This is a genomic window from Algoriphagus sp. SE2 (assembly GCF_039563885.1).
Taxonomy (GTDB): Bacteria; Bacteroidota; Bacteroidia; order Cytophagales; family Cyclobacteriaceae; genus Algoriphagus.
The window spans coordinates 32165-45997 of the sequence record NZ_JBCLWJ010000018.1 but is presented as its reverse complement, the minus strand read 5'-3'; the positions used below and the strand labels follow the sequence as shown (position 1 = coordinate 45997).

The window sequence follows — 13833 nt, the reverse complement described above, 5'->3', positions numbered from 1 at the left end:
GATTATTCTTCAGGGAGGTTTAAAAATAGTTTTGATAATTCGGGTTCATTATTTTTCAATCTTCTCCAGTTATAAATAAATATAATACTAGCCAATCCCATGACGATAATCCAAATGGGAGTAGAGTGAAAATACCATTCTTCGACTTCCGATGTTAAATCTTTGTAAGTATGTATGACTAGAAAGCCTGTTAATGTAACAATGCCTAGCCAGCCGATACATAATTGCAAGGTTCGGTTTTTTATTACAGAAATGCGTTTTGCTACTTCTTTGTTAACCTTTGTTATAGTAACCAAAGTAATACACATTAAGAGGAAGTTTACCATCATGGAAGTTACCATGATATCAATTCCCAAAAAGAAGTCCCCGGCAAAATGGGAGCCTAAAACTCCTATGCTTGCCATGATTCCAGCTACTATTAGAGCGATGTAGGGCGTGTTGTTTTTCTGATGAATTTTAGAAATAGCTTTTGGGAAAATACCGTCTTTGGCCCAGGCGAACATTAATCTGGAAACGGATAAAAGCATGGCTGGTAAATCGTTGATTAATGCAATTGCAGCACCTGCCAAAATAGCGATCCCCCATCCTGAAGGCAGAACGTAGCTTAAAAGTCCTGGGGCTGTAATGTCTTTTTCCATTGCTTCTGCTGCTACAAAACTCCATGGAACGATGTGATAGACTGCTGTAGCAAATAAAAAGTAAAAACAACCTACGCCAAGAATTGCCAACAAAATTGCCTTTGGAAGGGTTTTGGTAGGATTTTTTGCTTCTCCACCTGCTTGAGCTATGGAGTCAAAGCCAATAAAACTTGAAAAGAGCAAAGCGGCTGCTGAGAAAAATATTCGCCAATCAAAAGCAATTTTTGTGGTGGGGTTAAAAGACCTCCCTTCTTTTTCCTGGAGAGCAGCTAAAAAATCAGAGGAATTAAAGAATAGCCCCGAAATAATCACAATACCTCCAAGTGCAAACATCAAAAACATCATGGGTAAAACTATTCTTTCATAAGATTTTAAACCGCGAATGTTCACTCCTACAAAACCCCAAATGAGACTTAATGCAAGTCCAACTCTAACCCAACCAATTTCAAGGGTTTTAGAAACATTTTCCCAACCAAAACTATAGGTTACATCCCGTATAAAAGGAATGGTTATATAAGCAATGACACCAATAACAATTGATAAACCGAACCACTGCGAAAAGCTGGCTACAAAACCTAAGTATGGATTGAGCCCACGACTTGCATAAATGTAACTTCCTCCAGCTCGAGGCATGGCAGAAGCCAGAATACCATATGCTAGTGCAGCAAATAAGGCTGGGATGGCAGCAAATAAAAATGCAGGCAAGACGTAAGGGCCGATTCCTGGAACATTCCGCTGAATCATAAAAGGAACAACGTTAATGGAAGCCCCTAGCATGGAACATACCCCTGTAGCGATTAAGGCTAATAGCCCCATTTGTCTGGTTAATTTAATAGTACTCACAGGAGGTAGTTCATTTTTAATTAGTTCTAATCACTAGAAATAATTGATTGCAAATCAATAATAAGTTTATCGTTCAATTTTTCTGATTTTTTGCCTTTTCCTCAAAATAATTATGAAAATAGAGCAGTTGATATTGGACTGACTCTCTCCAATAATCCCACGTATGTCCTCCAGGATTTGAGGTAAAACTATGAGGGATATTCAAATAAGTTAGTTCTTCGTGAAGTTTTAAATTCACTTGATAGAAAAAATCATCTGTCCCGCAATGGATTATTAATGGTAAGCTATTTTTACTTAATAAATGAAGTTGACCCATGACTGAACGTGTTTCCCATCTTTCAGGAAATTCAGCTTTGGTACCTAAATAGCTTTTCATATTCCAGTTTTCAGGGAAAGGGCTGATATCAACACCACCACTTTGACTTCCTGCAACTCCGAAAATATCCTGATGACGAATCGCCAAGTACAGTGCTCCATGGCCTCCCATGCTTAATCCGGTGATGGCTCTTCCATCCTTGCGTGCCATGGTGCTGTAATTTTGGTCAACAAAAGATATAAGCTCTTCAGTGATGTATGTTTCATATTTAGAACTTGGATCAACTGGACTATCCCAGTACCAACTATCGAAATTTCCATCAGGACTCACTAGGATCATTTCATATTGTTCTGCCAATCCTTCAATATTTGGAGCATTTTTTATCCAAGAGGCATAGTTGCCAGAATAGCCATGTAATAAAAAAACCACCGGATATTCTTTGGATACGGTATACGATTCTGGGGTAATAACTACTGCTTTAATTTCTTTATTCATCACTTTACTAAACGTTGCTACGGTGTCTACCCCAGCGAAAGATGAGACTGTTAAGAATAGAATCGGTAGGATGAATAGAAGTCGTTTTTTATATGGAAGCATAATAAAGGGATTAGATTATTCAAAGGTGAATACTCCTGATTGGATTACAAGTGAAAAAAGTATTATGGGTCGATAAAGGATTTAGAGAGTTTTTTTCAAATAATAAGGAAGTTTGAAATTAGGATATTCTATGAAATTTCCTCTTGATTTTCTAATTCAGGTTGATGTATTTGATTTTAATTATTAGTTTATGCTTAAAGCTAAATGACAAAACTTAAATGAATTACTAATCAATTTTGTATTTTTTATTGAGTGTTATGAAAAATTATTACTACTTCATTTTCTTATTTTTCTTGCTTTGGAATTTCACTCCAACATTTGCTAGGCAGAATTCTGATTTTGAAATTATTCAAAAGAGGGTATTTGATGAATATCAAAACAGCCACAACACGGATGATTTGGACCAGGAAGCCACTAAACTTTTAGCCTCAATGGACCCAAATGGTAGTTGGGAGGATATAAATTATTCAGATAAGTCCATGACAGGTTGGAAACCCAATAATCACATCAAAAGACTAGGTGTATTCGCAAAAGCATATTCAAGACCAGAAAGCAGCCTGTATCAAAACCCTGATCTTTATGAGAAAATACTTTCTGGAATGAAGTATTGGACAAGTTTAGAACCAGCACCAAACTCTGATAATTGGTGGTGGCTAAGTATAAGTGTGCCGCAAGAAATCGGACGTTTATTAATTGCTCTACGATTTGCTAATCCTGGGATACCAAACGATCTAGAAAAAGCAATGCTTGAGTGGATGAACAAAACTGTTTCAATCACTAAATCTCCGGGAAAAGATGGCTCAAATCTTACCGATATAGCTCAGCATATGATTATGCAAGCAGTTTTGACTGAGAATTCCGAATTATTGGACAGTGCGGTATCTGTAACTTCTAAATCAATAAAAGTATCGCAGGGAGAAGGAATTCAGCGAGACAGGTCTTTCCATGCTCATGGACCTGAACTCTACATGCATGGATACGGTAGAGAATATTTATCTGGAATAAGAAATGTTGCAGTTTTCACCGTTGGGACAAGTTATTCGTTTACTCCGGAACAAATTGCCCTGATCTCTGATTTTGCCCGAAACGGATATCTACAGTCTATGAGAGGTAGGTATATTGACTTCAGCGTAATAGGAAGAGGAATCGCGAGGAATAATGCTACTAGGACAAATTCCAGCTTGGTAAAACAACTAAAAGGGATAGATATCGATGAGCATAAAGAGGAGTACCAATCTGCAATAGAAAGGATAGATAGAAAACAACCGCCTTCCTATCAAATAAAGCCAAGAAATATTCACTATTGGAGATCAGATTATACTGTTCATCACAGGCCGGAGTTTATGGTTTCAGTAAATATTGCCTCATCAAGAACCATCAGGACTGAATCAGGGAATAAAGAAAATCTTAACGGACAGTGGTTGACTGAAGGTGCCACCAATATTGCCGTAAAAGGGGATGAGTATTTCAATATTTTCCCTAATTGGGAGTGGAATAAAATTCCTGGTACGACTACTCCAGAGAACAAAAAATTACGAAAAAGGACCAATTGGGTATCAGAACCAGGGAATGCAGATTTTGTGGGTGGTGTTAGTGATGGCTTAAATGGAGTTACTGTTTATAAAATGGATGACTATAAAACTAAAGCTAAGAAGGCTTGGTTTTTTTTCGAAGATAAAGTGATTTGCCTTGGAGCAGAGATTTCTGCTGACCGCCCTGAAAACATTAATACTACAGTAAATCAATCTCGGCTTCGTGGACCTGTTTTGGTAGCAGATCAAAACGATTTTAGTGAATTTGATGAAGGCTATTCAGAATTCAATAAAGACTTAAGATGGATCTTTCATGACGAGATTGGCTATTATTTTCCAAGCGATCAAAATATCGTTGTTTCAGCTAAGGAACAGCCAGGATCATGGAGAGAAATTAATGGAAACTCATCTGATAAACCCATTCAGAAGGAAGTTTTTAAAGTTTACATTAACCATGGCTTGAATCCTAATAATGCAAAATACAGCTATGTTTTATTACCTGGGGTAAGTACACCTGAAGACCTTAAAGCTAAAGCTGTCTCAGAGATAGCAATACTGGCTAATGACGGGAAAGTGCAGGCGGTGGAGGATAAATCAAATAGTTTGATAGGTTTTGTATATTATGAAAAAGGTAATTTCGAGTGGGAAGGGAATGAGCTATCTGTAAATCAACCTTGTTTGGTTCAAATCCAAGAAGAGAGTGATGGGAAGTGGAAAATAAGTTTGGCAGAACCTACTCAGCTTTTGAAGGGGTCGATAAAAGTAACTTTAAAAATGGATGGTAAGTCCAAATCCATAAATTTTGACCTCCCTAAAGATGATTATGCGGGTTCTACTGTCAGTCAAACAATAGAAATTTGATGCCTCAAAAATTCTTCCAGATTAATAACTCAACTCAAAAGAAATAATAGAATTACTTTTTATTAGAAATAGTCTGTGTTTGCACCTGTTCTATAAATAGTTTTTCAAGCGTCTCAGCAAGATTATTGCTGAACCCAGTATGGGGTCTAGAAGTTTGGATAATGGAACTTCTTACAGCTGTTAGCCACCTAAATCTGGATGCTAGATCCATCTCAGCGATTTGTCCACCGGTCGATTTGCCCAAACATATTTTATGAAACGAATCTAAATTTTTTTGAATCATTTCAAGATCTGCATTCGGATCCAGAGCAAGTAGCTTTTGCTTATCAAGATCAACTTTAGAGTTTAAATATCCGCTTTTCCAATCGCAAACGATGACACCAACGTTAATAAATTCTTCACGCTCTACTCTAGGTACCACCCGAATGACGGCATATTCATATAAGTGATTTCCTTGCATCTTGAGCTTCTTTTATGAATTGATCTGAATTAGATAATCTAAGGCTTAAAAAACTGGAATAGACATTTCTGATTTCATCTGTGTCTTCCGAATCTCCTCCGGCAATTAGCCACTCATCTGGTATAACTGAAACTAATTCCTTGAATATTTCCTCATTAAGTATGTCTTTGAATTCTTCGTTTACTTCATCCAGGTGACTTGCTTCTGGCAAAAGGACATGATTTTTTATGATGGGAAATGTCCCCAATGCATTTTTTTCCCAATTGGTCCAAGAGTGATGAAATAAAAATGCCGCACCATGGTCTATCAACCAAAGTTCCCTGTTCCACAGGAGCATGTTCGTATTTCGGAAGGTCCTGTCCACATTCGTTATAAACATATCAAGCCAGACAATCTTAGAAGCCAAAATCGGATCGATGCTCATTGCCAAAGCATCATAATTTATCGCTCCAGAAAGGAAATGCAGCGCAAGATTTAAACCTTGGCTTCCTTTTAATAAATCTTGAATCTCCTCATCTCCTTCTGATCTTCCAAAGGCCGGGTCAAGGTTCGCAAAGACTATTTCGGGAACTTTCAGTCCAAGAATTCTAGCTATTTCACCACCTAGGAATTCTGAGATTAATGCTTTCTCTCGCTGTCCCGCTCCCCGAAACTTCAAAACATATTTAAATCCGTCGTCTGCATCTGCCAAAGCAGGTAAGGACCCGCCTTCACGTAATGGAAGGATGTAGCGTGTCACATTTATTGTACGAAAATTAACGTTATATTTCATGCGTTGAAATGAAGAAAAATTATTCTTTTATCTATTCTTTAAAAATAAAACAAAAGTTCCTTCTTCAAATTTGTAAAAAAGGAATGATTCATGTTCTACCGATATAAAATACTAAAACCAGATTCCAAATATCATGAAATCATTTTCAATCTTCGTTTTTTTTACCCTGATGATTTTCACAGAGGCGATGGCCCAATCTTCCAATGATAGACAATTAATTTCAGAAACAGTCCAGCTTTATTTTGATGGGATGATGCAACGGGATAAGGCAAAACTTGAAAAAGCATTTATTCCCGAAGCAAGATTGATAGGATATAGGGGAGAAAATTTCACTTTGACCAATTTCGATACATGGGCTGAAGCAACTTCTAAAGGTGAAGCTAGAAATCCTGAATCATATAAAAATGAAATTGTTTCAATTCGCGTTCAGGGAAATGCAGCTTCGGTTGAAACTGAACTATATTGGCCAGGAATTTACTATTATGATTTTCTGACTTTAATGAAAATCGAAGGAAGTTGGAAAATAGTCAATAAAAGTTGGTCAGAAAGAAAGTTGTGATTCGAACCAGACGTTGGTGTACTCGGCTCGACCTATCAAGCGGTTAATGGATATACCAAAATTTAAGAAAGCACAGGAACTTTACTGTTTAGAAAGTAATGTTTCATGAATTTTTAAAACTTGGGGAATCAGAAGCTTATTGTCTACATTTTTGATAATAAAATCAGACATTTTGTTTTTGTATTCATCTGGCAATTGTTGGTCAATTATCTGATTTATATGTTCCTCAGTTCTATATCTGTCCCTCATGAGTACTCTTGCTACTCTTACTTTTAATGGAGAGCTGACGTTTATAACATAGTCCAACTCCAAATTACTACCGCTCTCAAAAATCAATGCTGCTTCTTTGAGCACATATGGACTGTTTTGCTTTGATACCCAGGATTTAAAGTCTCTACCAACTGAGGGATGAACTAATGAGTTTATTTTTTTTACTTTTTCAGGATCTGAAAATACTTCTTTTGATAAATATGTACGATTCACAGATCCATCATTTAGGTAAGACTCAGACCCAAAATTAGATTTGATTTCTAGGATTAATTCCGGCTCATTTGCCATAAGCCATTTTGCTCTATCATCGGCAAAGTAGGTGGGAATTCCTAAGATTTGAAAAATTTTAGCAACGGTGGATTTACCAGATCCTATACCGCCTGTGAGGCCGACTAATAAGGGCATCTTATTACTCATAATTGAGTTTTATTGTGGAGGGTTCCACCCGAACTTGCTCTAAGTAGGGAGGCATTGGTTCAACAGTAACCGTGATTGTACTATCTTCTCTATTTCGTTTGGAATAATTTAAAATTGCTTCAAATTCAAGGTCTTTTAATTCATCAGATTTTCGCTCATCGACCAAGTAATAAATCATGATGACGGCTTCCTCATTTTCCATGGTTACCGTTCTCGGGAAATTCACTTTTTTTACCTTCAGCCTTTTGTTTCCATTTAGGAATGCGATAACATCAAATTGAACCTTGATTGAATTTTGATTTAAAGAGAGTTGATCCTCTAAATTTTTTGGGATTTCCAGTTTTATCTCCTCATCAATGTTATCATCGATTCTATTTTTATTCATTTGGACAGGAAAAACCCCATTGAAGGTTTTCAGTATTGAACTGGGACCGGTCATACTGATTGTCTCGGGGATGAATTTAATCTCATCAAGAATTCGATGATTATTTGCCAATGAATAGCTTAATGAATCTAATACAGGTCTAAGATTTACTGTTTGGATTTCATCTATCTGGAATTTAATAGAATCTTCAAGAACTGAGATAAGCTGAGTTGGGCTCAGAAAATCTCCCAATGTTCTCTTTAGGTCAGAGGTTAGTATATAGTCTTTTTCAGCGGGATTGATTAATTCAATAGGAAATGGACTCTCGTTAATATTGAAGTATTTTCTCAATAAATCCCAACCGTTCCCATTGATCTCAATTTCAATACTAGTAGGTAATTTTTTGACTGGCATGTAAGCCTCACTATTGTAAACCATCTCGATTGGAAAATCTACAATAGTATTATAATCGTCCTTATTCAGGGCGTTTAAAATCCAAAAAGTGGTAGCTGCTGCAATGCAGAGAACTACCACTTTCAGATCAGAGAGTTTTTTAGGAGAAATCCTTTTTGAGGATTTTTTTGTTTCCGGCAAAATTCAATTTATTTACTTGGTGTCGTTTTTTTGGAGAAGTCTAAAGAAATTGCTGATTTCTCAACAGTTACTTTTAAACCTCTGTCTAATTCAAGAACGACTTTATCGGCGTCAACTGTGTTTACTTTTCCGTGTAGACCTCCGATTGTTACTACTTCGTCGCCCTTTTTAATTTCCTCAATAAATTTTTTGCTCTCTTTTTGTTTTTTCTGTTGCGGCCTGATCATGAAGAAATACATGATTAGAATTATAGAACCGAACAGGAAAACTTGTCCGAGAATGCCGCTACCGCCAGCAGCGGCCTGTGCTAATACTGTAGTAATCATACTTATTTTTTAACTGGGCCTACTGGAGCAGAAGCACCAGCTACTTTTGGTGTCACTGTACCCTTCATTCTCAATCTGGTAACAGTTGGGTTTGTATTTGCTTGAATACTTACAGTTGGAGCTTGTGCTCCACGCTTAGAAGTTGAGTTGAATACAACTTTTACAAATCCCTCTTCTCCTGGTTTAATTGGAGTTTTGGTCCAATCCGGAGTAGTACAACCACAAGATGCTGTGATGTTTGATATTACTAGAGGTGCTTGTCCAGAGTTCACAAAGCTAAACTCATGCTCAATGATCTGACCTTCGCTGATATTACCAAAATCATATTCCATTTCAGGAAATTGAAATTGACCTAAAGTGCTAGGATCTGCTGCCTGAGAAGCTTGCGCATTCACAGGAGTTATAGAAGTATTGCCGGTTTCTAAAGCAGCAATTTTTTCTTCAAGAGCTTTTATTTTTGCGTCTTGGTCGCTTTTCTGGCTGCAGGAAGTCCCCAGAGCTATGCATAGGGAAAGTGCTGCAACACTTAACATGTTGATTTTCATATTAATTATCTCCTTGGTTTATTTGATCGATTAATTTATTGACATCATTAAGTAGATTTTCTGCCTTATTTTTAGCTTCAGTGATAACACGCTTGCCTTCCGTTTTTGCTTCATTGAAGTGCGTTTCTTTACCTTCCACAAGTTCACCTACCAGATCTTCTAACTCCTTTTTATACTTCGAAAGTTTGAAAGTCAATCGGTCACGTGTGTTTCCTCCTGCATCAGGTGCAAAGAGTATTCCTATTGCTGTACCTACTCCAGCTCCTATGAGGAATGCTAGAAATGAGTTGTTACTGTTCTTGCTCATAATATTATTATTTATTGTCCAAAAGTCCTCTACCGCTTTTACGGATTTCACCACTTTCGGTTAGCTCTTTTGACATGACATCTAATAATCCGTTTACAAATTGCTTGCTTTTTGGAGTACTATATGTTTTTGAGATGTCAATATATTCGTTTATGCTGACCTTGACCGGGATGCTTGGAAAATTCTTCATCTCAGCCAAAGCCATAGAAATAATGATTTTATCAGTATAAGCCAACCGTTCAATATCCCAATTTTTAGTTTTTTGAGAAATTAGCTCTTTACTTAATTCATCATTTTCGATGGTGAAGTTAAAGATATTTTGAAAAAACTCCTTATCCTCATCCCAGTTCATAGCAATCTCAGGAAGTTGGCTGCTTTCTGACTCATCCAAAAGTGATGAATTCTTTAAAACCTTTGATGCTAGACTTCTAACAACAGACTTGTTTTCTGTCCAGTTCAAATCTTTCTCTGAGAAGTAATTTAGAATTACCTCATTTTTAAAGATGATTTTTTTCAGAAGTTGATCCGCAAGCTCAAAATCCTGCTCTAAGGTAGGGTTTGAGATACTTATATAAGACTGATATTCTTCAGACGGTTTGACATAGTCCCTAAACCACTGACTTATTTCCAATTCTAAGTCGTCTAAATTGGCGTTATTACGCGCTACAGCTGCCATGTATGCATCTGATTCACGAATATGCTTCAGTACCTGGTTATTAGCTAAATTCAATTCATTGGCAAATCCGGCAGGATCATCCCGATTGAATTTTCTCTTTTTGTCAAATTCCTTTGCCACATGTTTTGCAAAAGCTTGCAGTAATTCAATAGCTATTAAATAGAGCTGGGGGATTCTTTCGGCGGAGACAACCATATTTTTTAATAAAAAGTCTCTATCCTTTTTATTAGCTGCATTGAATTGTTTCAAAGCTTCTAAAACGACTTTTTTGATTTTTGGCGAAGCCTCATTGGATTTCAAAGCTTCCTTATTTCCCAGGTTTTCTTCAAATAGCTTCAAAGCAAGTTTTGCTTCCTCATTTAATGCTACCTTATCTTGAACCTCCATACTATTGAGGTCGGGCGAGAAAGACTCCTTAATAAAATCTTTAGCTAGATTTAAATTGGATCCTTTACACTGTTCATAAGCATAAAGATTTTGGAATGCCTTGACCCTAAGTATTCTTCTATTTAACATATCTTCTAAATGGAGTTGCAAATATAGGTAATTTGCATGGGGTATACCCATGGCTTTGTAGACAAAAAAACCACCGAAAATTCCTTATCGGTGGTTCTAAAATGATTTGGTAATTGCTTAGAATGGCAATTTGACACTACCCATTGCCGCGATTCTTGCTTTTGCAGTCTCAATCGCTGCTTGTTGGGCAGGAATATTTTCGTTACTTGATTTTTCCAGAATCACCAAACAGGTATCATAGATTTTTTCGGTTTGCTGGTAAACCATCTCTTTGATATAGTCACCAAGGTATTCTGCACCTACATTAATTACTCCTCCAGCATTGATCAGGAAGTCCGGGGCATATACAATTCCCTTTTTTAGAAGGATCTTTCCATGCTTGGCCTCATCTTTCAATTGATTGTTTGCAGCACCTGCGATAACACTACATTTTAAACGGTCTATGGTTTCATCATTAATGGTTGCACCTAAAGCACAAGGTGCATAAATATCCATGTTGAGGTCATAAATCACGTTAGGATCAACAACAGTTGCCCCGGTATTTTTTGCTACCTGCTTTAGTTTATCTTCAAAGATGTCTGTGATCATTACTTCGGCACCTTCTTTTACTAAATATTCAATTAAATATTTACCAACTTGACCTACACCTTGAACGACAATTTTCTTTCCATTTAAAGAGTCAGATCCAAAAGCTTTTTTTGCTGCAGCTTTCATACCCATGTAGGTACCATATGCTGTTACCGGAGAAGGATCTCCTGCACCACCTTTGATCTCAGGTAGACCAGCTACATGACGAGTCTCCATTCTGATATATTCCATATCAGCTGTACTCATATTGACATCTTCAGCGGTTACATATCTTCCTCCGAGACTTTCTATGAATCGACCAAACCTTCTCATGAATGCCTCATTTTTTAAGGAAGGGTCACCTAAAATCACAGCTTTTCCTCCGCCAAGATTCAATCCTGCCAAAGAATTCTTGAAGGTCATTCCTCTTGATAATCTTAAGACATCTGTGATCGCCTCTTCTTCGCTAGCGTATGGCCACATTCTGGTTCCACCAAGTGCTGGTCCCAACACAGTATTGTGAATGCCGATAATTGCTTTTAACCCTGTGGGTTGGTCATGGCAAATCACGACTTGCTCATGATCCATGGTGCTGATTTGTCCAAAGATGGAGCTTTCTTGCACAGTTTCGGTAGCTTTAATCTCTAACATGTGAACTTAGCTTTTTAGAATGTGTTATATTTGGGACTTAACCTAGATAGAAAGGCTGATACAAAATTAAATACTTTTATTGGCCTTCAAAGAATTAATTTATCTAGTTTCTACAAACATATTTCTCGATTTTAAAATTTTTATTTGGTGAAGCCGCTTTGGAGACTTAATAAGTACCTGTACAAATACAAGGGATTATTGCTTTTGGGAATAATATTTACGGTTATTTCAAACATTTTCGTAATTATACCTGCCCAGTTGGTAAGACTTGCCATAGATTATGTGGTAGAAAGTTTTTCGATTTATAAGCCTTTGGAGTTGGGGGGTGTCGGCGAAAATGCTAGAGAAATTTTTCTTCAGTTTGTCTTCATTTTTGGAATTTTGATTTTGGTAATGGCTTTGCTGAGAGGATTTTTCCTCTTTTTAATTCGTCAAACCATCATCATCATGTCCAGACGAATTGAATATGATATGAAGAATGAGATTTTTGAGCATTATCAAAATCTTCCATTAAGCTTTTACAGAAAAAATAGTACGGGTGATTTGATGGCGAGAATCACTGAAGATGTCAGTAGAGTTAGAATGTATCTTGGGCCTGCTATTATGTATGGTTTGAATCTTTTGATTCTTTTCCCATTGGTGATTTCTTATATGATTTCTGTAAATCCCGAATTGACCCTATATTCTTTATTGCCATTACCTGTACTTTCACTAAGTATATATTTTGTCAATAATTTGATCAATGAAAGATCCGAAAAAATTCAAAGGAGTCTCTCAGGGCTCAGCACTTTTGTACAGGAAGCATTTTCAGGGATTCGGGTGATCAAAGCCTTTGTTAGAGAAGAGGACAGTGCCAGAGATTTTGAAAAAGCGAGTGAAGACTACAAGGTAAAGTCAATTAGACTGACAAGAGTTAATGCCCTGTTTTTCCCTATTATTATGGCTTTGGTAGGGATATCCACCATTATTACAGTTTATGTGGGGGGCATGCAAGTGATCAGTGGCCAAATAGGTTACGGTATAATTGCTGAATTTATCTTATACGTTAATATGCTGACCTGGCCGGTTACATCTTTAGGATGGGTGACAAGTATTGTTCAGAGGGCCGCTGCTTCACAAACCAGAATTAATGAATTCCTAGATCAGAAAAATGATATTATAAGTACTGAGAATTTGGAAAGAGAGATTGATGGTGAGATTAAGATTGAGAATTTGAGCTTTGTTTATCCTGATTCTGGAATTAAGGCATTGGACAATGTAAGCTTTGAAATAAAATCAGGACAAACATTAGGAATCATTGGAACAACAGGATCTGGTAAGTCTACCATTGCCAACCTACTCATGAGAATGTACGATCCTAGTTCGGGATCAATTAAAATCGATAATGAATCCATAGAGAAGTATAATGTGTCGAGTTTAAGGAAGCAAATTGGATATGTTCCGCAGGATGTATTCCTTTTTTCCGATTCCATAGGTAATAATATTGCTTTTGGATTGGATGAAGCAAATGAAGAGAAAATCCATAAAGCAGCTAAAGATGCAGATGTATATCAAAATATTATAGACTTTCCAAAAGGCTTTGAGACTTTGCTTGGAGAAAGAGGGATTACTTTATCAGGAGGGCAAAAACAAAGGGTTTCTATTGCCAGAGCGATTGCAAAAGAACCCAAAATTCTGATTCTGGATGATTGTTTGTCAGCTGTGGATACTAAAACCGAGAATGTAATTCTGAATGCTTTAAAAAAGATAATGAAGAATAGAACTTCTATAATTATTTCTCATCGGGTTTCTTCTGCCAAATTAGCCGATCAGATCATTGTATTAGATGATGGGAAATTAGTAGAAAAAGGAAATCACAAGTCTCTCATGGCCGAAAAGGGAGTTTATGCAGAATTATATGAAAAGCAGACCCAAGCTGGAGAATCGGTAGAAGGCTAGATTTTAGGAGTATTTTCAAAGAGTATACACACTACCGAAAAATTCATTAAATTGATGTGAATCAACGGATTAAACCAATTGAGA

Annotated in this window: 14 protein-coding genes; 3 read left to right on the top strand and 11 right to left on the bottom strand. The window is 36.8% G+C overall.

All coding sequences use genetic code 11. From position 1 onward, the window contains the following. Positions 1-2 precede the first annotated feature (2 nt). Both AAGF08_RS17640 and AAGF08_RS17635 read right to left on the bottom strand, forming a co-directional pair. Positions 3-1481, bottom strand: coding sequence for an APC family permease (locus AAGF08_RS17640; RefSeq protein WP_343512673.1), 1479 nt, complete (start codon positions 1479-1481; stop codon positions 3-5). Between the two features lie 73 nt (positions 1482-1554). Continuing rightward, complete coding sequence (locus AAGF08_RS17635; protein WP_343512672.1) at positions 1555-2394, bottom strand: alpha/beta hydrolase-fold protein; 840 nt, start codon at positions 2392-2394, stop codon at positions 1555-1557. A gap of 257 nt (positions 2395-2651) precedes the next feature. On the opposite strand from AAGF08_RS17635, the gene AAGF08_RS17630 reads away from it, so the two are divergent. Beyond that, positions 2652-4787, top strand: a complete 2136-nt coding sequence (locus tag AAGF08_RS17630) for a polysaccharide lyase 8 family protein (protein WP_343512671.1) — start codon at positions 2652-2654, stop codon at positions 4785-4787. 52 nt (positions 4788-4839) lie between these two features. Here the strand turns inward: AAGF08_RS17630 and AAGF08_RS17625 are convergent, their stop codons facing one another. After that, complete coding sequence (locus AAGF08_RS17625; RefSeq protein ID WP_343512669.1) at positions 4840-5247, bottom strand: DUF3037 domain-containing protein; 408 nt, start codon at positions 5245-5247, stop codon at positions 4840-4842. Continuing rightward, positions 5225-6019 (bottom strand): HipA family kinase, encoded by a 795-nt coding sequence (locus tag AAGF08_RS17620; protein ID WP_343512667.1) that lies wholly within the window; start codon positions 6017-6019, stop codon positions 5225-5227. The genes AAGF08_RS17625 and AAGF08_RS17620 overlap by 23 nt, the downstream gene beginning before the upstream one ends. Positions 6020-6152: 133 nt before the next feature. On the opposite strand from AAGF08_RS17620, the gene AAGF08_RS17615 reads away from it, so the two are divergent. Then, a complete protein-coding gene (locus tag AAGF08_RS17615; protein ID WP_343512666.1) occupies positions 6153-6578 on the top strand; it encodes a nuclear transport factor 2 family protein in 426 nt (141 codons plus the stop codon). An 81-nt stretch (positions 6579-6659) separates the two neighbouring features. Here the strand turns inward: AAGF08_RS17615 and coaE are convergent, their stop codons facing one another. The 7 genes from coaE to AAGF08_RS17580 all read right to left on the bottom strand — a co-directional run bounded on the left by coaE (position 6660) and on the right by AAGF08_RS17580 (position 11811). Further along, positions 6660-7265 (bottom strand): dephospho-CoA kinase, encoded by a 606-nt coding sequence (gene coaE / locus AAGF08_RS17610; RefSeq protein ID WP_343512665.1) that lies wholly within the window; start codon positions 7263-7265, stop codon positions 6660-6662. Continuing rightward, on the bottom strand, positions 7258-8223 hold the full coding sequence (locus AAGF08_RS17605; RefSeq protein WP_343512664.1) for a YbbR-like domain-containing protein: 966 nt from the start codon (positions 8221-8223) through the stop codon (positions 7258-7260). The genes coaE and AAGF08_RS17605 overlap by 8 nt, the downstream gene beginning before the upstream one ends. Positions 8224-8231: 8 nt before the next feature. Continuing rightward, a complete protein-coding gene (gene yajC / locus AAGF08_RS17600) occupies positions 8232-8549 on the bottom strand; it encodes a preprotein translocase subunit YajC (RefSeq protein ID WP_343512663.1) in 318 nt (105 codons plus the stop codon). A gap of 2 nt (positions 8550-8551) precedes the next feature. Further along, complete coding sequence (locus AAGF08_RS17595) at positions 8552-9094, bottom strand: DUF1573 domain-containing protein (protein WP_343512662.1); 543 nt, start codon at positions 9092-9094, stop codon at positions 8552-8554. Position 9095: 1 nt separating this feature from the next. Beyond that, entirely contained in the window at positions 9096-9401 is a 306-nt protein-coding gene (locus tag AAGF08_RS17590) for a YtxH domain-containing protein (RefSeq protein WP_343512661.1), read from the bottom strand. Positions 9402-9408: 7 nt separating this feature from the next. Continuing rightward, complete coding sequence (gene nusB / locus AAGF08_RS17585; RefSeq protein ID WP_343512725.1) at positions 9409-10593, bottom strand: transcription antitermination factor NusB; 1185 nt, start codon at positions 10591-10593, stop codon at positions 9409-9411. Positions 10594-10710: 117 nt separating this feature from the next. Beyond that, positions 10711-11811, bottom strand: a complete 1101-nt coding sequence (locus AAGF08_RS17580; protein WP_343512659.1) for a Glu/Leu/Phe/Val dehydrogenase dimerization domain-containing protein — start codon at positions 11809-11811, stop codon at positions 10711-10713. Between the two features lie 147 nt (positions 11812-11958). On the opposite strand from AAGF08_RS17580, the gene AAGF08_RS17575 reads away from it, so the two are divergent. After that, positions 11959-13749, top strand: coding sequence for an ABC transporter ATP-binding protein (locus AAGF08_RS17575; protein ID WP_343512658.1), 1791 nt, complete (start codon positions 11959-11961; stop codon positions 13747-13749). Positions 13750-13833 lie beyond the last annotated feature (84 nt).